The sequence below is a fragment of the Cohnella sp. LGH genome (assembly GCF_017671885.1).
Taxonomy (GTDB): Bacteria; Bacillota; Bacilli; order Paenibacillales; family Paenibacillaceae; genus Cohnella; species Cohnella phaseoli.
Map to the genome: position 1 here is coordinate 7910552 of NZ_CP072117.1, position 20436 is coordinate 7930987.

The window sequence follows — 20436 nt, forward strand, 5'->3', positions numbered from 1 at the left end:
GCGCCCTCCCTTGCCTTTGGAAACCGGCTTCCCGCCTTGAGCGGGACGGCCGCCTGCCGAAAATTTCGGATCCTTGTTGCTCATTTGTGTCCATCTTCCTTTATCGTTTAATGCGCTTAGTCAACATCCGCTGCTGCGAACGTCAGCTCCATCAGCTGTTCCAAGCGCTCTTTTTTCCCTTGGTAATACAAATAACCGACAAGACATTCCAGACCCGTCGCCTGGCGGTAATCCGCAGGATCGGCATTGCGGGGCGGCTGACCGGACTTCGTATTGCGCCCTCTGCGAACGATGTCCGCCTCTTCCTCCGTGAGCAAGGGCGCCCAGCGCTGCAGCAGCCTCGCCTGCGCCGCGGCGGATACATATTTCGTCGCGGCGCGGTGCAGCTCGTGCGGCTTGCGGCTGCTGCCCGCGATTAAGCGCTGGCGGACGTACACCTCGAATACGGCGTCGCCCACGTAAGCGAGCACGATCGGGGACAGAAGATGAACCGGAACGTCGGCTGGAACGACCGGCGCAATGACGGGTGCAATGACGGACATCTGCGTGCGTTCCGTCATTTGCGGCGCCAGCGGATGCCCTGCGGGGTATCTTCCAGCACGATGCCTCGTTCCGCGAGCAGATCGCGAATTTCATCCGCTCTGGCGAAATCGCGATTCGCGCGCGCAGCCGTCCGCTCGGCGATCAGAGCGTCCACCTCTTCGTCCAGCAGCTCCGCGTCCGCTTGATCGGGGATTAAACCGAGGACGCCGTTCAACTCTTCGATAAGCTGGCCGATGTACAACAAATCCGCCTCGCTGACGATTTCCTTCTGCAAGTACGCATTGGCTTCGGATACGATCCCGAACCAGGCGGTAATCGCGTCCGGCGTGCTGAAGTCGTCCTGCATCCGGGAATGGAAATCCGCGCGCAGCTGCTCCAGCCGGGCCTTCAGCTCCGCGTCGGAAGCCAGAGAGAGCTTGCCCTTGGCCACTGTAGACAGCCGGTGCTTTACATTGTCGCGGCAGTTGGTCAGCCGCTCCACGCTGTTGGCGGCTTGACGGATCGTCTCGTCGCTGAAGTTCAGCGGACTGCGATAATGCGTCGCCAGCATCAAATAGCGGATCGCGTACTTGCTCGCGCCTTGCAGAAGCTGGCGAACGTTAACGCCGTTGCCGAGCGATTTGGACATTTTCTCGTTGTTGATGTTTACGAAGCCGTTGTGCATCCAGTAGCGCGCCAACGGTTCGCCCGTCAACGACTCCGACTGCGCGATTTCGCATTCGTGGTGCGGAAACTGCAGGTCATGGCCGCCTCCGTGAATGTCCAGCGTATCGCCGGCGAACTTGCGCACCATGGCCGAGCATTCAATATGCCAGCCCGGGCGCCCTTCTCCCCACGGGCTGGACCAATGAATCTCGCCCGGCTTTGCCGCCTTCCACAGCACGAAATCCTGCGGGTTTTCCTTGCGCTCATCCACGTCGATGCGGATCCCGTACTGCAGTTCATCGAGATTTTTGTGAGACAGTTTTCCGTATTCAGGGAACGTCGACGTGCGGAAATAAACGTCTCCCGCGCTTTCATACGCTTTGCCCTGCTCGACCAGCTCGCGGATGAATTCGACGATCTCTTCGATCGTCTCCGTCACGCGGGGCGACACCGTCGGAGGATAAGCTCCCAGCGCCTCGCGATCTTCTTTGAACGCAGCGATAAACTTCTCCGCCACCTCGGGCACCGTAATGTTCATGTCCGCTGCTTTGCGGATCATTTTGTCGTCGACGTCCGTATAGTTCACAATGTAATTGACCTGGTAGCCGATCGCCTCCAAATAGCGTCTCACGACATCGAAGAAGATAACCGGCCTGGCATTGCCGATATGAATGTAGTCGTACACAGTCGGGCCGCATACGTACATATTCACTTTTCCCGGATCGCGCGGGACGAAAGCCTGCAGCTCCCTGGTCATGCTGTCGTATATTTTCAAGTTCACGTTTATTTTAGCTCCTTTTTTTCTCCAAATCCGGAGAATGCATAAGATCGCGCATAGGGTCGGAAGTATTACCCTCTCCCGGCTGCGAATAGTCGATTGGGCCGGATGGCTGCCCTAATCTTCCGCCGTCAGGTTGAACGCCCGGTTGGCGTCCCCCTTTGAGCCGTTCCACTTCGGCCTTGAGTTCATTGATTTCCTTCTGCATGAACCGGAAAGTCTCGATAAGCGGATCCGGCAGGTTCGTATGGTCGAGCCGATCGCCGATCTTCTTGCCGTTGCGCTTGACGACGCGTCCCGGAATGCCGACGACGGTGCTGTTCGGCGGCACCTCGCGAAGCACGACGGAGTTGGCCCCGATATTCGTATTATCCCCGACCGTGAACGATCCGAGCACCTTGGCCCCCGAGGCGATGACGACGCGGTTGCCGATCGTCGGATGGCGCTTGCCCTTCTCCTTGCCCGTTCCTCCGAGCGTGACGCCCTGATAGATGACGACCTCTTCCCCGATCTCGCACGTTTCGCCGATCACGACGCCCATGCCATGGTCGATGAACAGCTTGCGTCCCAGCTTCGCTCCCGGATGAATCTCGATCCCGGTAAAAAAGCGACTGGCTTGAGAGATCAACCGGGCGACCGTATACAACCGACGGCAGTAAAAAAACTGCGCGACGCGATGCGCCCATATCGCGTGCAGCCCCGCATACGTAAAGACGACTTCAAACCAGCTCCGGGCCGCGGGGTCGTTCTCGAACACAGCTTCGATGTCCGATTTGACCGTGCGCCATATCCCCATAGCCCATCCCCCCTTTTCTCTGACTCCTACGGCACTACGATTTCAATGCACTCTATAATAAAAAAAGCCCCTGCAGCGAAATTTCGCTGCAGAGACGTCGTGACGCGGTCCCACTCTGCTTAAGCAAGCGCCAATCGCGGCAAGCCTGCTCCTCAACGGATCGGTAACGGGAATCCTCCCGGCACCGCTTAACGAAGCCGCGGCAAACGCGACTATCGTCGCATCCCCTGTCGGTTGTCCGCTCGGCGGCGCAGCTCCCAGGCGCATTTCGGTTCTGCGCGAATGAGGCGGCTCTCAGCCATGGCCGCCCTCTCTGGGCATTCTGCAGCAAAACTTACTTTCCTGTTCGTCGCACATTTTCGATATGACTCAAGTATATCCCAACCCCGAACCGGTGACAAGACGCAGCCGCCGATCCGGGCGCGGTAGCCCTACAGCCGCTCCGCCAGACGCTTCAGCACCTTGTCCCGGCCGAGCAGCCAGATTGTGCCGTTGAGGTCCGGGCCATGCATCTGTCCGGTCAGCGCGACGCGGATCGGCATGAACAGCCCTTTTCCCTTGACCCCGGTAGCCGTCTGCACCGCTTTAATCAGTGCCTTCATATTGTCGATCGTAAAGCCGGCTTCGCCCGCTTCCTCGATTTGCTGACGGAACGCCTGCAGCACGGTCGGCACGGTTTCTTCCGCAAGCACCGCGCTCGCCTCGTCGTCAAAAACCAGCTTCTCTTGGAAAAATAAATCCGACAGAGCCACAATCTCCGCTCCGAACCGCAGATGATCGCGGAACAGCGTCACCAACGCCGAAGCCCACTCCGTCTCCTGCTCGTTCGGCGCTTCCGGCAATCTGCCGGCCGCCTTAAGATGCGGCAGACACAGCCCCAGCACCCGCTCCGGCTCCGCCTGCTTCAAGTAATGCTGGTTCAGCCAGCTCAGCTTGGCCGTATCGAATACCGCCGGACTCTTCGACAAACGGTTGGCGTTGAAAATTTCAATCAACTGCTCCCTGCCGAAAATCTCTTCCTCGCCTTCAGGGGACCAGCCGAGCAGCGTAATAAAGTTGAACAGGGCCTCCGGCAAATAGCCGAGCTCGTCGTATTGCTGAATGAACTGCACGATGGACTCGTCTCGCTTGGACAGCTTCTTGCGCTGGTCGTTGACGATCAGCGTCATATGTCCGAATTCCGGAGGCGTCCAGTCGAACGCTTCGTAAACCATCAGTTGACGAGGAGTGTTCGTAATATGGTCTTCCCCGCGCAGTACGTGCGATATCGCCATTAGATGATCGTCGACGGCTACCGCGTAGTTATATGTCGGAATTCCGTCCTTCTTAACGATGACAAAATCGCCGAAATCGTCCGATTTGAACGAGATCTCGCCTTTAACGATGTCCTGGAACGTATAAGTGCGATCGGCGGGAACAGTGAAGCGAATGCTCGCCGCTCGTCCTTCCGCAGCCAGCTTCTCTTTCTCCTCCGCACTCAGGCGACGGCATTTGCCCGAATATTTCGGCGTTTCGCCGCGCGCGGATTGCTCCTCGCGTTCCCGCTCCAGCTCTTCCTCCGTACAGTAGCACGGATAAGCAATCTGACGATCCAAAAGCTGCTGCGTATGGGCACGGTAAATATCGAGACGTTCCGTTTGGCGGTATGGCCCGTATTCACCGGGGCGATCGATGCTCTCGTCCCAGTCGACGCCCAGCCATTTCAAATATTTGAGCTGGCTCTCCTCGCCTCCGGCAACATTGCGCTTAACGTCCGTATCTTCAATGCGGATAATAAATTCTCCCCCGTGATGACGGGCAAACAAGTAGTTGAAAATAGCGGTTCTCGCATTGCCGATATGCAGATGCCCCGTCGGGCTAGGCGCATAACGGACGCGGACTTTAGTAGACATAATCCGTTCCTCCTCGAACAATCGTGTATCTATTATGTTGCGCGCAGGCCCTTGCAGCCTACTCCTTCACCAGAAGAACGACCGCCTGCGAAGCGATTCCTTCGCCGCGCCCCGGAAAACCGAGCCGCTCGGTCGTCGTCGCCTTCACGTTGATCTGAGTCTCCTCGCATTCAAGCGCGCGGGCAATGACCGTGACCATTGCCGGAATATACGGAGCCATCTTCGGCGCTTGCGCAATAATCGTCGCATCGGCATTGCCCAGCTTGTAGCCCTGCTCCTTCGCCAGCTCCCAGACGCGCTCAAGCAGCTTTACGCTGTCGGCGTCCTTATACGCCGGATCGGTATCGGGAAAATGCTTGCCGATATCCCCCAGACCCAAAGCTCCGAGAACCGCGTCGCTGATCGTATGCAGCAGAACGTCGGCGTCGGAATGGCCGAGAAGGCCTTTTTCATACGGTATCGTCACGCCGCCGATAATGCACGGCCGGCCTTCCACCAATTGATGAACGTCAAACCCTTGTCCCACTCTAATCATATTGAAAGCTCCTCCCCTAACTCTGCCGTCTCCATTTATCCAGCAGAAGCTCCGCGATCGGCAGATCCTCCGGCGTCGTAATTTTCAAATTCGCGTAATCGCCCCGGACGATAGCCACCTTGCGCCCCAGACGCTCTATCAGCATCGCGTCGTCCGTCGCCGCCGCTCCGTCCTCCTTCGCCTGTCGGTGCGCCTGCATCAGCTCCAGCCGCCCGAACGCCTGCGGCGTTTGCACGCTCCACAGCGTGCTGCGCTCCGGCGTCGCCACGATAAAGCCCTGCCCGTCCGATACTTTGATCGTATCCTTCACGGGCACCGCCAGCGCAGACGCGCCATGGTCCTCGGCAGCGGCGCAGCAGGCCGCGATCTGCTCCGGGGAGACAAGCGGCCGCGCCGCATCGTGTACGAGCACGCCCTGCGTCCGCAAGGCTCCCAGCCCGGCATATACGCTGTCTTGGCGTTCCGCGCCGCCGACGATCACGTCGGCAACTTTGCCGTAGCTTCCCGCCGCCACAATCGTCGCCGCCCGCTCCGTCTCGCCTTCTCCGACGACCAGCACGATGGAGGAGACGACGGCGCAGCGCTCGAAAGCGTCAAGCGCGTAATCGAGCACCGTCTTGCCGCCCAGTTCCAGGTATACCTTGTTGTCCGCAGCTCCCATGCGGGTTCCCCGGCCTGCCGCGACAACCACGGCCCCCCACTCCCAAGACATTTTCAAGATCCCCCAACGCACGATGCTAGAATAACAAACGAAAGACGGGACACTGTAGGACGTGACTGAAAACCCGCTCGGGGGCATCTTTCACCGCCTTTTCGCCCCCTGCTTCGTCACTTTTGCTTGACGTACCTCCGGTACGCCTTCACAAAAGTCCTTGCATGGAACGGAAATTCGGCAAAATCTGCTGCCCTCGGAGTATCCAGACACGCCCTTGAGCGCGTCCCGCCCGTAATTCTATTATCATACCGCTTCAGAGCGCTTTTTCCAATAGCTTCGGCTTGGCGAAAATCATTCGGCCCGCCGAAGTCTGAAGCACGCTCGTCACGAGCACCTCCATCGTCGTTCCGATGTAATCTCTCCCGCCCTCCACAACGATCATCGTGCCGTCGTCCAGATACGCGACGCCTTGCCCGTGCTCCTTGCCGTCCTTGATGACTTGCACGATAATTTCTTCTCCAGGCAACACGACCGGTTTGACCGCATTGGCGAGATCGTTAATGTTCAGGACGGAGACGCCCTGCAGCTCGCATACTTTGTTCAAATTGAAATCGTTCGTTACGACCTTGCCCTGCATCGCCTTGGCCAGCTTCACCAGCTTGCTGTCCACCTCGCCCGGCTCTTCGTTCGCATCCTCGTAGATAAGTACTTTGACGTCCAGTTCCTTCTGAATCTTATTCAGAATGTCCAATCCCCTGCGTCCTCTGTTGCGCTTGAGCAGATCCGAAGAATCGGCAATGTGCTGCAGCTCCTCCAGCACGAACTCCGGAATGACAAGCGTGCCTTCAATAAATCCGGTTTTGCAAATATCCGCAATCCGGCCGTCGATAATGACGCTTGTATCCAAAATTTTATGCTCTTCGTAACGCGGTCCCGTCTTCTCGGAGGGTTCTCCCCTTCTACGTCCTTGCAGCAGCGTGCCGAGCTCGTCCCTTTTTCGCAGACCGACGCTCAACCCGCCGTAACCGAGCGCAAGCGCAACTCCCGCCGCCAGCACCTGTCCTACATAAGGAATATCAGTCACGTACGGATACAGGAAAGAAGAAAGCGCAAGGCCGATCAGCAGCCCGACCATACCGGTCAGCAGCTCTGACAGCGGATAGTCCGACAACCTGTCAATCGTGTGATGCAGCGAACGCGATAGCGGCCCCGCCACGGAAGTAGCCAGCAGGAATCCGGCCCCCGCTCCGATAACCAGGCTCAACGTACCGCTCGCCCCCGTAGTCGCTCCCAGCAGCGTACCCATCCAGGGCGACTCGCCGGCAAGCTGCGGAGCCGACATTTGCTGGCCAAGCAGCGCTCCGATCAGCAGCCCGAACGTCTGAATTACTCTTTTCATAAGCATAGAATCACTCCCTCTCTTGTGACTTTCTGAACACTTACTTCTAGTATGTTCCAATTTTTCGCTCGCTAACCTTCCCTCCCGTCTGCATGTTAAACTTTCCTTAGAAAAAACAACTTTCTTTGAAATCTTGCCCCCCTTGCTCTATAATGAAGAGGAAAAAGTAAATAAAAGGTAACCGAGGTGGAACGGATGAGCGCGCCTACGCTTAAGGAATTTCAAAGTCAGGTGTCAGAATTGTTGCTCCGCCATCGCAGTCTGCTCGACGTGGTCACGAAGTTCAGTCAATCTAATGCTTCCGTCAACCGTGCCGTCTCCAAGTCGATTACGGAATGCGGTTGTATCGCTCTTAATGCCAAAAACCAGGGATTCTCCGAAGAGATGCCGCTCGATCAGGCCCATCTCCAATCGAAGTCGCATATGGAGGGCGAGCTCTGCGAGCAATGTCGTGAAATTATTCGCAACGAAATGGGCAAAAATCTATTTTACATGTCGGCCATGTGCAATCTTCTGGATATCAGCCTTGAAGATGTCGTCGCAAGGGAATCTGACAAGTGCTCAACGCTCGGCTGGTTTAACCTCACTTAACTTCCATGCCGACAACTGAAGGGGCTGTTCCGTAAGCCAATCAAGCCGCTCCGTCTCGAGCAGCCCTGGTTATGGAATAGCCTCTTTCGTATAAGAAAAAAACGGGCGAGTTGCCCGTTCTTGAAGTCGCTGACGGATCGATCCAGTATTCAAAAAGACGCCGACCCTTCCCGTTAAAGGAAAGATTCGGCGTCTTCGTTTATTTATGCGCTGTGTTTGGAGCTTTTTTTCTCTTCGTCCGCTTCGTCTCGAGCGGCTCTTCTTCGGGAAGGGAACAGGCTTTCAACGTTTTTTTTTAGTCCCCACAATGCGTACAGAAGCAGCAAGGCCAGAATGACCTTCGGAATCGCCTCTTGGAACATATAAGCGAGCACCGCGGCGCCCAGCACAACGACGGGAATCGCCCAGATCGCTTTTCTCGGGAGGCCCAGCTTTTTGAAGTTCGGATACTTCATATTGCTGACCATCAGGAACGAGAGAGCGAGCGTGCTTAGAAGCAGCAAGGAATAGTGCAGCTCTGTATGGAACAGCGCCAGCGTTGCCAGCACGCCTCCCGCAGCCGGAATCGGAAGTCCGATGAAATAGCCCGGAATGCCGTCTTTGACGTTGAATCTAGCAAGTCTTAATGCGCCGCAAATCGGGAAAATCGCCGTCACGGCCCAGGCCAGCGCCGGAGGAAGTCCCTGGAAGGCCGCCTGATACATTATGAATGCCGGAGCAACCCCGAAGGAGATGACGTCCGACAACGAATCCAGCTCCTTGCCGAATTCGCTCTGAGCATTAAGCGCGCGCGCTACGCGGCCGTCCAATCCGTCCAGCAGCATGGCGATAATCACCAGCAGCGCGGCCGTATTCGAACTGTTCGTATCGTTATTGAATGCAAGGATGATGGCGATTACGCCCAAACCCAGATTACCTATGGTAAATAAATTCGGTATTGATTTCGTAATCATGTATGCCACCTCGACTTTACTATACCCTAATGGCTTGTTCGTTAAGCATTAAGCGACATTGTTCGCCATTCTAGAAAAGGGATGATCTGGAAAACGAGACCATTAAGACCCTTCCCATTGTAGTCCGCTTATATCTGTCTGTCAATAAACACCTGATCCTGAATTCTTTTTAAACCTTCCTTGATCGCCCGCGCCCGAACCTCTCCGATCCCGTCAACCTCATCCAACTCCTCGATGGAAGCCGTCACAATGCGCGGCAAAGCTCCGAACCGCTCAACCAGGTTGTGAATAATGACGGAGGGCAATCTCGAAATCTTGCTCAAAATCCGATAGCCTCGCGGATGCAAGCCTTCGTCCGCGACGGAATTGATCGACGGATAGCCCAGGATTCGAATCAGCGCGGCCGGGTCCAGCAGCTCTTCGGAAGACAGCTTGCGAATCGCTTCCTGAATTTCCTTGATCTTGGCTTCCCCGTTGTCCTTGGCGTAATCGCGCAGCAGCAGCCTGGCCTCTTCCTCTGCGGAGCCGATGAGCTCTTCTTTCTGCATGCTGATCAAGCGCCCTTCGTTCCCCAACTCCAGCACGTATCGGTTAATCTCGTTGTTGATTCGCAGCACCATCTCCGCGCGTTGAATGACATGGGCCACCTCGTGCATCGTGACCATCTCTTCGAACTCTAACGCGGACAAATTCGTTAGCGACTGCGTAAATACGACCCGATATCTCTCCAGCGTCTGAATCGCTTGATTCGCCTTCGTCAGAATAACGCCCATCTCTTTAAGCGCGTAACGCAGCTGCCCCTGGTACAGCGTGATGACGTTGCGTCGCTGCGAGATGGACACGACCAGCTTGCCCGTCTGCTTGGCCACCCGCTCCGCCGTCCGGTGACGGATGCCGGTCTCCGAAGAAGAAATGGATGAATCGGGAATCAATTGCGTATTGGCATAAAGGATACGCTTTACGTCTTCGTTCAGAATGATCGCGCCGTCCATCTTGGCAAGCTCGTACAGGTAGTTGGGGCTAAAGTCGCAATTGATCGAGAAGCCGCCGTCCACGACCTCCATTACTTCCGGACTGTAGCCGACGACGATCAGCGCGCCGGTCTTGGCCCGCAGCACGTTCTCCAAGCCATCGCGAAAAGCAGTGCCGGGGGCGACCATCCGAAGCAGCTGGTTCATCGTCCGTTCCTGCGGTTGGCGCTCTTTTTCTTTGCCGTCCTTTTCTTTAATCATGATGTGATCCCCCCTTATTCCAATGCAGCCTTTAATGCCTCGGCCACCGTACTGACGCCGATCAGCTCGATGCCCCGTGGCGGCTGCCAGCCTTTTATGCTCATCTCCGGCAAAATGACGCGTTTGAAGCCTAACTTGTGCGCTTCCTTGACTCTTTGCTCCGCGCGCGAGACGGCCCGCACCTCCCCGGTCAGGCCGACCTCTCCGAAGACGGCGTCGAACGGCTTGGTCGGAGCATCCTTGAAGCTCGACGCGAGGCTGACCGCAGCAGCCAAATCCGTCGCGGGTTCGTCCAGCTTTACTCCGCCCGCAACGTTCAGATAGGCGTCCTGATTTTGCAGGAACATTCCCATCCGTTTCTCCAACACGGCGATAACGAGCGACATCCGATGGTGATCGAACCCTGAAGCCATTCGCCGCGGAGACGGAAAATGAGTCGGAGACACGAGCGCCTGCAGCTCCACGAGCACGGGACGAGTTCCCTCTATGCTGGCTACGACCGTAGAGCCCGCGACCCCGAGCGGTCTCTCGGAGAGGAATAGCTCCGAAGGATTGGCCACTTCCCTCAAGCCGTCCTCCGTCATATCGAAAATGCCGATCTCGTTCGTGGAGCCGAAGCGGTTCTTCACCGCCCGCAAAATGCGATAAGTATGATGACGTTCGCCCTCGAAGTACAGCACGCAGTCGACCATATGCTCCAGCAGCCTCGGCCCGGCAATCGCGCCTTCCTTGGTCACATGGCCGACGAGCACCGTCGCCACTCCGTTTACTTTAGATATTCTCATAAAGTGGGCGGTACATTCCCGCACCTGCGCCACGCTGCCCGGCGCGGAAGCGACCTCCGGCCGATAAACCGTCTGAATGGAATCGATCACGAGAAAATCGGGCTCCACTTCAGTAATCGCCTCTTCAATCGTTTCCAAATTCGTCTCGCACAGAACGTACAGTCTGTCGTTCAATGCGCCCAGCCGATCGGCCCGAAGCTTCGTCTGGCGAACCGATTCCTCGCCGGACACGTACAGCACCTTGAGCCCCTGCGCGGACAAGGAATGGGAAGTTTGCAGCAGCAGCGTCGATTTGCCGATTCCGGGATCTCCGCCGACAAGCAGCAGCGAGCCGGGAACAAGCCCTCCTCCGAGCACCCGGTTCAGCTCGGACATGCCCGTCTCGACGCGGGGTTCTTGCCCGCTTTCTATATCTATGATCGCGCGCGCCTTTTCTTTCGTTCGGATCAGCTCGCTTCGTCCGACAGGCGCCTTGATCTCCTTCTCGGTCTCCTCTACCATCGTGTTCCATTCGTGGCAGCCCGGGCATTTGCCCATCCATTTCGGAGATTCGGTTCCGCACTGGGTGCACACGAATTTTATTTTAACCTTAGCCATAACAGATGATGGCTCCTTTAGCTTATGAAGTCCTTATTCAAGAATTTTACCACTTTCGCCCTCGCATAGGAACCGAACGGGATTTAAAAATCATCCAAAGAATGCTTGCCTTAAGCGATCCAAAGAATCTCGATTGATCATTTGACAACCATTCTGCTCGCGCAACGGCCTTCCAGACTGCAAGAGACAGATAAATGTAAAAAACGTCTACAGTGTGGGAGGGCTGTTCGGCACATCCCGGTTTGACGTTCTGGCCCGGCCCAGTCAGCTTGCAGCTTCAGACATAACGAACAATTGTTCGCCTAAGACGGAAAAGCCGCCTTAAAAAATGCTGCCGCACCATTCCGAGAGCCAATAAAGCGGATTTTCCGCCTTGTTTCTGTAAAATCACCCGTTTTGAAAAAATAAGCTCGATTTTCCTGCTTATTTTCACCATTTATGCCCATTTCGTGGAATTATGGCGGTTTTTCCGCTTTAATTTTGACGCCCGGGTGACCTGCTGCCCGTGACCTATTCCGCCGCTCGGGCGACCTACTGCCCTGTTGGCTCGCCGCCCGCCAGACAAAGAGAGGGTATCAACAATAGATCAGCTAATTGTACTTCCTGGCAGAAAAAAGAAGCTGTCCCATAAGCAGAGTTGCTTAAGATGATCGAAAGACAAAGAAAGGTGTATGTACCTCCCGGAGACTGCCTCATACGCTCCTGAAATCACCTTATCACGGGTTTATCCATTTAGATTTCAGGAGTGTATAGCATCGGAGGGAGGTACATATACCTTTTGCTCTTATCATCGATTATCTTATAGAGCGACTTGAATGGCTTATGGGACAGCCCCTTGCTATAGCATCAACCAACCTTATTTGACCTGCTCTCGTCTGCGAAATACTTTCGGCAGTGCCATCAGCGCCGGTACAAGCATCGGCAGCAGCACGAAGACGAGCGCGACGAGACCCACGATGACGGCCGTAGCCATCTCGATCAGCAGCACCAGCCCCGAAGGCATCAACGTAGCGAAGGTTCCGCCGAGGATGATCATCGCGGAGATGATGACCCCTCCTACGCTTCGCGTCGCCCGCTTGATCGCTTCTTCATGGTCGATGTCGCCGTATTCCTTATACCGCATCATCAAGAAGATGCCGTAATCGACGCCAACCGCAACGATAACGATGAAGGAGAAGAACGGCACGAACGAAGACAAGCCCTCCGTTCCGAGAATATGCTCGGCAACCAGCTTAGAGGCCCCCATCGCCACATAATAGGAAGCGATAAGCGACAGCACAATGTACAATGCAGGCAATATCGAACGAATGACCATCAGCAGCACCAGGAAGACGCTGACGATGACGATAATCGCCGCGCTATTGAACGACGCCAGCTGAGACTCGTTCATATCGTGCGTAATCGATGTCGGTCCCGCCGCTCCGCGAGCCGCATCGGCCAGCACGGTGCCGTCGAGGCGGCTGTCCGTCGTGGCGTTGACCTGGTCGATAATCTTAAGCGCTTCGGGGGAATACGGATCCTCGTTCAGCACGACGATCAGCTTTGTCACCGTGCGATTCTTCGACATGAAAGCATCCTTCGCCTGGGCGAATTGCTCGCTCTCCAGAGCCTCGCGCGGAATGAAGAACGTCTTCGTCGTTCCCATCTGCACGAGGAAATCCCCGGTCATCTTCAAGCCGTCCGAAATGTCCGACAGTCCTTGACCGCTCTTCTGCAGTCCGTCCTTCAACTGATCGAAGCCCCCGTTCAGAGCTCCGAGCCCTTCGTTCAACTGCTTCTGGCCTTCTTCGATGTCGGCCAACGCCCCGCTCAGCCGCTTCATCGAAGCCGCGAGCTTCTGGCCGCCGGATTCTCCTTGAGACAGGCCGGAGGACAGTTGCTTGGCTCCCTGCTCCAGCTCCTTCAGCCCGCCCACGATCTGCTGCTGTCCTGCAGCCAGCTTCCGCAAGCCGTCGGCGGAAGAGCCTAATCCGGTTTGCAGCTCGGACGAATTACGTTCCAATTGGGCAAATCCGTCGGCAATGCCGGCCAGAGCGGTCGCCAGCTGTTGTCCCGTGCTGCGAAGCGTCGCGTAGTCCTGGTCTTCGGCCAATTCGCTATGCGTCTGCCCCAGTTTGTCGATTAGGCCGTTCATTCCGGCCATACCGTTCTGCAGCTCCGGAATTCCGTTCCCAAGCTCCTTGTAGCCGCCCCCGAGCGCTTCGTAGCCTTGGCGAAGCCGTTCGAGCGCGTCAGCCAGCACGCCGGTTTGCGCGGCGATGTCCGTCATGCCTCCGCGCAGCTTGGCGATTCCTTCTTCCAGCGCGCGGCCTCCGCTTGCTCCGTCGCCGATACCGGAGACGATCCGGTTCACCGCGTCGGTGACCTGATCCAATCCGTCCCGTACCTGGCCGGTGCCTTCCGCCAACTGCTTCACCTGCGAGAAGTCGGGCGACTTCAGCTCGGAACGCATCTGATCCAGTCCGTCCCGCACGGCGTCAACTCCGTCTCGCGATGCGGCAATGCCTTTGGTCACCTCGGCCGTCTGGCCCTTAATATAGAATTCGTCAATTGGCTTGCCTTCCGGCTGAGTGACTCCGGACACTTGGTGCACGCCCGGAATATCCCTGATCGCGTTCGTCAGATCGTCGATTACTGCCAAAGCCTCGTTGTTGTCCAGCTCTTCCTTGCCTTCGATCACAAGCGTCGTCGGCAAAGCCTGCCCTCTGCTGAACCTCTCGGCCACGATGCCGAACGCCTTGGTCGACGGATGGTCGTCGCCGAGCTCCGCCAATTGGTCGAAGCTGAGCTTCTGGCCGCTGGTCAGGAAGACGGGAATCAGCAGCGCGACAATGACGGCAATCGTGATCAGAGGCCGCTTAACCGCCGTTTGAGTCAGCCCCGCCATCAGTCGGCTTTCCTTATGCCCGGCCGCTCCGCGAGAAGGCCAGAACAGCTTCGCCCCGAACGTCTTCATCACGAACGGCGTCAGCGTCAGGAGCACGAGCACCAGAATGACGGTTCCGATCGCGACTACGTTCGCCGACTGATAGATGCCGAAATCCGAGAACGTTAAGCCCGCAAACGCGATAAACACCGTCAGAATGCTGTAGATGATCGTCTTGCCCGCAGTCCGGTAGGAAGCGATGATCGCTTCGTCCGTCGTTTTACCCTGGGACAGCTCCTCCTTGAATCGGTTGAACAACAAAATATTGTAGTCCGTTCCGATTCCGAACAGGATCAGCACAAGCAGCATCTGGGTTACGCTGGTGATCGGAAATTCAAGCTTATCGATCAGTTGAGCCGCGATCCCCATCGACACCAGATACGATATCCCCACCGTCAGCAGCGACACGAAAGGAATGACGATGGAACGGAACATCAGCAGCAGCACGACCAAAATGAAAATGACCGTCAGCGCGGCGCTCTTCTCGACCCCGGCGATCGTCGCCTTCAAATAGTCGTTTTCAATAAAGTCTTCGCCCGTCAAATAAAACGGAACCTGTACGTCTTTGAGCGCCTCGGTGAATTGATCGCCAATATCGTCCACGCTGCGCCCGTTGACCTGGAGCACGAACGGGACCATAACCGTCGTACGATCTTGCGAGATCAACTGCTTGCCCGCTTCCGGGGAGGAGAACGGATCGATCAGCTCCGCCGCGCCAAGCGCATCCGACTTCGCTTGGATTCCTTCTACCCCGCTTTTGATACTCTTCATGTCGTCCTCGGACAGTCCTTCTTCCTTGAAAAAGACGACGATATCGCTCCGCCCCTTGACATTGCTCATTTTCTTGAGCAGATCGTGAGCGATGACGGCGCGGCTGTCCGCAGAAAGCGGGTTTTGTCCGCGTTCGTGCAGGATGGCGTTGACGTCCGGCTGAATGACCGTCAGCACGACGGTAACAGCCAGCCATATCGCCAATAGCGGCCAGCGCCAGCGTATAATTCGTTGCATTTCGTTTCCTCTCCTTCTCTCCTCAGTCTCTCTTCACTCCGCCAAGTCCGCTCGAAGAAACGATTGAGCGCTTCACCCGATAAGATCCCGGTAAACCAACAACCTTTTCTCCACTCTGCCGCCGAACACATCGATCAATTGCTCGACCAACGTTCCTAATCTTTCGGAATCGTGATACTTAGCCGCGATCCAGGCAACGCCTTCAATCAAGGTCGCCGACAGCATGCCGATCTCGATCCGTTCGTTCTCGTTCAGCGGTCCTGCCGCTGCTTTAGCGGCCGAGAAGGTTTTCGTCAGCAGGCTTTCGACGAACCCGGTAAGCTCGCTGCGGATGCTTTCGTACTTCGAGCCTTCGCTGCGGCACAGCAGCAGCAGCAGACTGGGGCCGGACGCCATCAACAATCCGATGAGCGTAGCCTGAACCCGTTCGAAGAAGATCGTTCTCGCCTGGACGTCCCAGCCACCCGTCACGATCCCTTCGGCAGTTTGCAAGTATTCCTGCGCGTAACGGCTATATTCGCTATAGAGAGGACCGACAATAGCGTCGAACAAATCCTCCTTATTGCGAAAATAGCGATAAATGTTGCCCGAGGTCATTCCGGCGGCGGCGGCAATCCGGCGTATCGACGCTTCCGAATAACCGCTCTGCCGAAACTCCTCGTATGCGGCCAGCAAAATGGCGCTGCGCACTTCCTCCTTTAAAACCTGCATTAGTAATCACCTGATCATTATTGTACTAAAAGCTATTATACTCCTGTTGCCGTCATTTTAACAATTTACAAAAATGTGAACGGAGACACTCCCCCGTTTTGAGAAACCCGCCGGGACTTATGGCCTGTCGCGAATAAAAATGTAGTATCGCTCATGCCGATTCATCCTGTCTTTTCCAGTGGCCAAGCATATGATGTGTTATCCGACAAGGAAAGGAGGTCATGATATGACGACGTTATTCAATTACAACGCGACCGTAGTCACTCCGATTGCCGGAGGGACAAACATTGCGGTCCCGCTGACCCCGGCCAAAACGGACATCGCTTCCGTCATCGTCAGCGTTCCGAATACGGTGCCCCGATATGTTCAAATCGTTGCAACGGTCGGCATCCAGAGCAATCCGGGTTCCGGGTCCGTTCTGTATCGCATTCGTCGCGGAGGTACAGAAATCTATTATTCCCGGATCGGCATCGAAGCTTCGTTCACCACGTTCCAATTGAACTCCTTGCTGACCATCGATGGAAACTCTCCTTCCGGCCCTCAGATTTATACGCTTTCTATCGAGAGCGTAACTCCCGGATTGACCGTTGCCGTCATAGGTCCCGTAGAAATCAGCGCCTCTTCTTTCGGCTAATGCGCGTCCGGATTCGTTCCCGAGTCGCGGCATCGCCCGAACGGCGGCGCGGTCCGACCGCGCAAATCCCCCGAGCGATTACCGCACGAGGACTGTCCGCGTCCATTCGTCCGAGGACGAAACTTGAGGGACGACGCCATAAAAAAAACCGTTCCAGGCGCGAGCCTTACGGAACGGTTTTTTTATGGCGTCTTAAGCCTTGGACAGCTCAATCTCGCCTTTCAGTTTAACTACGAGACTTCCATTCTCCTCGTCGATAACAAGAGCGTGGCCTTTGGCGATTTTGCCGAGCAGCAAATCCTCCGACAGCCGATCCTCGATATGCTTCTGGATCGCTCTGCGCAGCGGACGCGCTCCATATTGCGGATCGTAGCCTTCCTTCGCCAGGAACGCTTTGGCCGAGTCGGTCAGCTCGAAGCTGACGTTGTGCTCGACAAGGCGCTTGCGAAGATCGTCGGCCATCAGCGTTACGATCTGAGCGATGTGCTCCTCGTTCAGAGGGTGGAACACGATCGATTCGTCGATCCGGTTCAGGAACTCCGGACGGAACGACTTCTTCAGCTCCGCCAGCACCTTCTCCTTCATGTTCTGATAGTCGCGTCCCGCATCCTGCGCGGCGGTGAAGCCGAGCGTGGAGTTTTTCCGGATCTGCTCCGCGCCTACGTTGGACGTCATGATGATCAGCGTGTTGCGGAAGTCTACCGAACGACCCTTGGAATCGGTCAGACGGCCGTCTTCCAGCACTTGCAGCAAAATATTAAACACTTCCGGATGCGCCTTCTCGATCTCGTCCAGCAGCACGACCGAGTACGGCTTACGGCGCACTTTCTCGGTCAGTTGGCCGCCTTCGTCATAACCGACGTATCCCGGAGGCGCTCCGACGAGGCGGGACGTGGAGTGCTTCTCCATGTACTCCGACATGTCGATGCGGATAACCGCGTTCTCGTCTCCGAACATGGCCTCCGCAATCGCGCGGGCCAGCTCGGTCTTGCCGACACCCGTAGGTCCGAGGAAAATGAAGGAGCCCATCGGACGCTTCGGATCCTTGAGTCCGGCGCGAGCGCGGCGAATGGCGCGGGACACCGATTTAACGGCTTCCTCCTGGCCGATGACGCGATCGTGCAGAATGCTTTCCATCTTCAGCAGGCGCTCCGTCTCCTCCTCCGCCAGCTTGCTGACCGGGATGCCGGTCCAGCTTGCCACAACCTGAGCGATATCCTCAGGCGTCACTTCGGAATCGGTGCGGCCTTGCTTTTCCTTCCACTGGTTTTTCGTGAAATCCAGCTCTTCGCGGATTTTCTGCTCGGTATCGCGCAGAGCGGCCGCTTTCTCGAACTCCTGGCTTTGAACGGCGGCGTCCTTCTCCTTGCGGATGTCCTCCAGACGCGTCTCAAGCTGCTTTAGATTAGGCGGAACCGTGTAGGAATTCAGCCGAACCTTGGAGCCGGCTTCGTCGATCAAGTCGATCGCTTTGTCCGGCAGGAACCGGTCGGGAATGTAGCGATCGGACAGCTTCACCGCCGCATCGATCGCCTCGTCGGTAATTTTCACCCGGTGATGCGCTTCGTAGCGATCGCGCAGCCCAAGCAGAATTTGCACCGCTTCTTCCGGAGTCGGCTGATCCACCGTAATCGGCTGGAACCGGCGCTCCAGAGCCGCATCCTTCTCGATATATTTGCGATATTCGTCCAGCGTCGTCGCGCCGATGCACTGCAGTTCGCCGCGTGCCAGCGCCGGCTTCAAAATGTTGGAGGCGTCGATCGCGCCTTCCGCGCCGCCCGCTCCGATGAGCGTATGCAGCTCGTCGATGAATAGGATGACGTTGCCGGCTTGACGAATTTCGTCCATGATTTTTTTCAGACGGTCCTCGAACTCGCCGCGGTACTTCGTGCCTGCGACGACCGAGCCCATATCCAGCGTCATGACGCGCTTATCGCGCAGCGTCTCGGGAATTTCGTTGTTGACGATGCGTTGGGCCAGCCCTTCGGCGATCGCCGTTTTGCCGACGCCCGGCTCCCCGATCAGCACCGGGTTGTTTTTCGTCCGGCGGGAAAGCACTTGGATGACGCGCTCGATTTCCTTCTGCCGTCCGATGACGGGGTCAATATTGCCTTCCCGCGCGCTTGCGGTCAAGTCGCGGGCCAGGCCGTCCAGCGTCGGGGTGCTGACATTGGCGGACGGACCGTGGTTCGGCGATGCGTTCTCGTTGCTGCCGAGCAGCTGAAGCACTTGCTGGCGCGCCTTGTTCAAGCTGATGCCCAGATTGTTCAGCACCCGGGCGGCGACGCCTTCGCCTTCGCGAATGAGTCCGAGCAAAATATGCTCCGTGCCGACGTAAGTGTGGCCGAGCTTACGCGCCTCGTCCATCGACAGTTCGATGACCTTCTTCGCTCGAGGCGTATAAGCAATGTTCGTCGGCTGCTCCTGTCCGCGGCCGATGAGCGATTCCACCTCGTCCTGAATTTTCTCCAATCCCAATCCGAGAGCGATCAGCGCCTTGGCGGCGATGCTCTCCCCTTCCCGAATCAAGCCGAGAAGAATATGCTCCGTACCGATATTGTTGTGTCCCAACCGCACTGCTTCTTCCTGGGCCAGGGCCAACACCTTCTGCGCGCGTTCCGTAAATCTGCCAAACATCATGAGACACACCTCCTAATAAATTTAGAATAAAACATTTATGAAAGAGTTGCCAGTCGAGTGCGGATTAATTCCGCCCGCGACTTATCGCGATCCTCCGGGCTCATCGCTTCCCCAAACGTCAATTGCAGGAAGCCCGGCTGCGTCGAGACGAGCAATTCGTTCAATGCGTGCGGCTCAACCTCCGGCAGCAGCCCCAGATGGGAACCGAGGCGAATATCGGACAGGCGCTGCGCGGCTTCCTTCGAGTCGATGATCAGCGCCTGTGTCAAAACGCCGTACGATCTGCGCACGCGGTCCTCTACACGCAGCCTCGATTCGCCGAGCAGCTTCACCCGCGCCGACTTCTCGTGCTCGATGATCTGATGCGCTACCTGGAATAGATTGTCGATAATCTCCTGCTCCGACTGTCCGAGCGTCGCCTGGTTGGAGACTTGGAACAGGTTGCCCGTCGCTTCGCTGCCCTCGCCGTAGATGCCTCTGACGGCCAGCCCGACCTGCGTCACCGCCGACAAAATCCGGTTGATCTGTCCCGTCATGACGAGCGCGGGCAGGTGCATCATGACCGATACGCGTATGCCCGTGCCGACGTTGGTCGGACAGCTCGTTAAGTATCCGTGCTTCTCATCGAAGGCGTAATCAACCTGTTCCTCGAAAATATCGTCGATCTTGCTGGCCGAATCCCAAGCCTCATTCACCTGAAATCCCGGGTATAAACATTGAATGCGAAGATGGTCCTCTTCGTTAATCATTACACTAATATCTTCTTTTGGACTCAGAATCAGAGCCCCGTTGCGCGATTCATTCGCCAGATTGGGGCTGATCAGATGCTTCTCGACCAGCACCAGCTTCTCCAGCTCGGTCAGCTCCGCAAGCCGAATCTGATCGATCTTGCCCAAGCCGTTCAGCCGCCCGCTCTCCGCCACCCCGAGAAGCTGGTCCGCCGCCGACAGCGATTGTTCGGGACTGGCCATCAGCGGAAAAGGAATATTCCGCAAGTTGCGCGCGATTCGCACGCGGCTGCTGATCACGACCTCGGATTCGGGGCCTTCCCCTTTCATCCACTGACTGAGCGCTTGCTTCGTGAATTTTCTTTTCGCCATCGTTCAACCCCTCCCT

16 protein-coding genes are annotated in these 20436 nt (G+C 56.6%); 2 read left to right on the forward strand and 14 right to left on the reverse strand.

The window, feature by feature from the left end; genetic code table 11:
• Window positions 1-116: 116 nt before the first annotated feature.
• The 7 genes from J4772_RS32635 to J4772_RS32665 all read right to left on the reverse strand — a co-directional run bounded on the left by J4772_RS32635 (window position 117) and on the right by J4772_RS32665 (window position 7249).
• Window positions 117-560 (reverse strand): Mini-ribonuclease 3, encoded by a 444-nt coding sequence (locus J4772_RS32635; protein ID WP_116065806.1) that lies wholly within the window; start codon window positions 558-560, stop codon window positions 117-119.
• Window positions 557-1969 carry a cysteine--tRNA ligase gene (cysS, locus tag J4772_RS32640; protein ID WP_209073059.1) on the reverse strand — a complete coding sequence of 471 codons (1413 nt, stop codon included), beginning with the start codon at window positions 1967-1969 and terminating at the stop codon, window positions 557-559. The genes J4772_RS32635 and cysS overlap by 4 nt, the downstream gene beginning before the upstream one ends.
• A gap of 7 nt (window positions 1970-1976) precedes the next feature.
• Window positions 1977-2762 (reverse strand): serine O-acetyltransferase, encoded by a 786-nt coding sequence (gene cysE / locus J4772_RS32645; RefSeq protein WP_371822792.1) that lies wholly within the window; start codon window positions 2760-2762, stop codon window positions 1977-1979.
• A gap of 431 nt (window positions 2763-3193) precedes the next feature.
• Window positions 3194-4654: a glutamate--tRNA ligase gene (gene gltX, locus J4772_RS32650; RefSeq protein ID WP_209073060.1), complete on the reverse strand. Its 1461-nt coding sequence runs from the start codon at window positions 4652-4654 to the stop codon at window positions 3194-3196.
• A gap of 58 nt (window positions 4655-4712) precedes the next feature.
• Window positions 4713-5189 (reverse strand): 2-C-methyl-D-erythritol 2,4-cyclodiphosphate synthase, encoded by a 477-nt coding sequence (ispF, locus tag J4772_RS32655; RefSeq protein ID WP_116065802.1) that lies wholly within the window; start codon window positions 5187-5189, stop codon window positions 4713-4715.
• A gap of 16 nt (window positions 5190-5205) precedes the next feature.
• Window positions 5206-5901, reverse strand: coding sequence for a 2-C-methyl-D-erythritol 4-phosphate cytidylyltransferase (gene ispD / locus J4772_RS32660; RefSeq protein WP_116065801.1), 696 nt, complete (start codon window positions 5899-5901; stop codon window positions 5206-5208).
• A 256-nt stretch (window positions 5902-6157) separates the two neighbouring features.
• On the reverse strand, window positions 6158-7249 hold the full coding sequence (locus tag J4772_RS32665; RefSeq protein WP_209073061.1) for a PIN/TRAM domain-containing protein: 1092 nt from the start codon (window positions 7247-7249) through the stop codon (window positions 6158-6160).
• Between the two features lie 189 nt (window positions 7250-7438).
• Here J4772_RS32665 and J4772_RS32670 point away from each other — a divergent pair, with 189 nt between their 5' ends.
• Window positions 7439-7834, forward strand: coding sequence for a nucleoside triphosphate pyrophosphohydrolase family protein (locus tag J4772_RS32670; protein WP_209073062.1), 396 nt, complete (start codon window positions 7439-7441; stop codon window positions 7832-7834).
• Between the two features lie 203 nt (window positions 7835-8037).
• Here the strand turns inward: J4772_RS32670 and pssA are convergent, their stop codons facing one another.
• From pssA to J4772_RS32695, 5 genes are all read right to left on the reverse strand, one after another.
• The gene (gene pssA, locus J4772_RS32675) at window positions 8038-8787 is read right to left on the reverse strand and encodes a CDP-diacylglycerol--serine O-phosphatidyltransferase (RefSeq protein WP_116065798.1); all 750 of its coding nucleotides are present in this window, start codon (window positions 8785-8787) and stop codon (window positions 8038-8040) included.
• 128 nt (window positions 8788-8915) lie between these two features.
• Window positions 8916-10019 carry a DNA integrity scanning diadenylate cyclase DisA gene (gene disA / locus J4772_RS32680; RefSeq protein WP_246017176.1) on the reverse strand — a complete coding sequence of 368 codons (1104 nt, stop codon included), beginning with the start codon at window positions 10017-10019 and terminating at the stop codon, window positions 8916-8918.
• A 14-nt stretch (window positions 10020-10033) separates the two neighbouring features.
• A complete protein-coding gene (gene radA, locus J4772_RS32685; RefSeq protein ID WP_209073063.1) occupies window positions 10034-11401 on the reverse strand; it encodes a DNA repair protein RadA in 1368 nt (455 codons plus the stop codon).
• Between the two features lie 856 nt (window positions 11402-12257).
• Window positions 12258-15335: an MMPL family transporter gene (locus J4772_RS32690; RefSeq protein ID WP_209073064.1), complete on the reverse strand. Its 3078-nt coding sequence runs from the start codon at window positions 15333-15335 to the stop codon at window positions 12258-12260.
• A 72-nt stretch (window positions 15336-15407) separates the two neighbouring features.
• Window positions 15408-16046 (reverse strand): TetR/AcrR family transcriptional regulator, encoded by a 639-nt coding sequence (locus J4772_RS32695; protein ID WP_209073065.1) that lies wholly within the window; start codon window positions 16044-16046, stop codon window positions 15408-15410.
• 226 nt (window positions 16047-16272) lie between these two features.
• Between J4772_RS32695 and J4772_RS32700 the strand changes: the two genes are divergently transcribed.
• A complete protein-coding gene (locus tag J4772_RS32700; RefSeq protein WP_209073066.1) occupies window positions 16273-16680 on the forward strand; it encodes a hypothetical protein in 408 nt (135 codons plus the stop codon).
• 192 nt (window positions 16681-16872) lie between these two features.
• On the opposite strand, the gene J4772_RS32705 is transcribed toward J4772_RS32700, so the two are convergent.
• The gene (locus J4772_RS32705; RefSeq protein WP_116065793.1) at window positions 16873-19320 is read right to left on the reverse strand and encodes an ATP-dependent Clp protease ATP-binding subunit; all 2448 of its coding nucleotides are present in this window, start codon (window positions 19318-19320) and stop codon (window positions 16873-16875) included.
• Window positions 19321-19355: 35 nt separating this feature from the next.
• A complete protein-coding gene (locus tag J4772_RS32710) occupies window positions 19356-20420 on the reverse strand; it encodes a protein arginine kinase (protein ID WP_209073067.1) in 1065 nt (354 codons plus the stop codon).
• Window positions 20421-20436: the final 16 nt, after the last annotated feature.

Bases quoted from the DNA above. Each gene is read 5' to 3' on its own strand.
- J4772_RS32635 (WP_116065806.1), bottom strand. From the start codon at position 560: ATGACGGAACGCACGCAGATGTCCGTCATTGCACCCGTCATTGCGCCG.
- cysE (WP_371822792.1), bottom strand. From the start codon at position 2,762: ATGGGGATATGGCGCACGGTCAAATCGGACATCGAAGCTGTGTTCGAG.
- gltX (WP_209073060.1), bottom strand. From the start codon at position 4,654: ATGTCTACTAAAGTCCGCGTCCGTTATGCGCCTAGCCCGACGGGGCAT.
- ispF (WP_116065802.1), bottom strand. From the start codon at position 5,189: ATGATTAGAGTGGGACAAGGGTTTGACGTTCATCAATTGGTGGAAGGC.
- ispD (WP_116065801.1), bottom strand. From the start codon at position 5,901: ATGTCTTGGGAGTGGGGGGCCGTGGTTGTCGCGGCAGGCCGGGGAACC.
- J4772_RS32665 (WP_209073061.1), bottom strand. From the start codon at position 7,249: ATGCTTATGAAAAGAGTAATTCAGACGTTCGGGCTGCTGATCGGAGCG.
- J4772_RS32670 (WP_209073062.1), top strand. From the start codon at position 7,439: ATGAGCGCGCCTACGCTTAAGGAATTTCAAAGTCAGGTGTCAGAATTG.
- pssA (WP_116065798.1), bottom strand. From the start codon at position 8,787: ATGATTACGAAATCAATACCGAATTTATTTACCATAGGTAATCTGGGT.
- disA (WP_246017176.1), bottom strand. From the start codon at position 10,019: ATGATTAAAGAAAAGGACGGCAAAGAAAAAGAGCGCCAACCGCAGGAA.
- radA (WP_209073063.1), bottom strand. From the start codon at position 11,401: ATGGCTAAGGTTAAAATAAAATTCGTGTGCACCCAGTGCGGAACCGAA.
- J4772_RS32690 (WP_209073064.1), bottom strand. From the start codon at position 15,335: ATGCAACGAATTATACGCTGGCGCTGGCCGCTATTGGCGATATGGCTG.
- J4772_RS32695 (WP_209073065.1), bottom strand. From the start codon at position 16,046: ATGCAGGTTTTAAAGGAGGAAGTGCGCAGCGCCATTTTGCTGGCCGCA.
- J4772_RS32700 (WP_209073066.1), top strand. From the start codon at position 16,273: ATGACGACGTTATTCAATTACAACGCGACCGTAGTCACTCCGATTGCC.
- J4772_RS32705 (WP_116065793.1), bottom strand. From the start codon at position 19,320: ATGATGTTTGGCAGATTTACGGAACGCGCGCAGAAGGTGTTGGCCCTG.
- J4772_RS32710 (WP_209073067.1), bottom strand. From the start codon at position 20,420: ATGGCGAAAAGAAAATTCACGAAGCAAGCGCTCAGTCAGTGGATGAAA.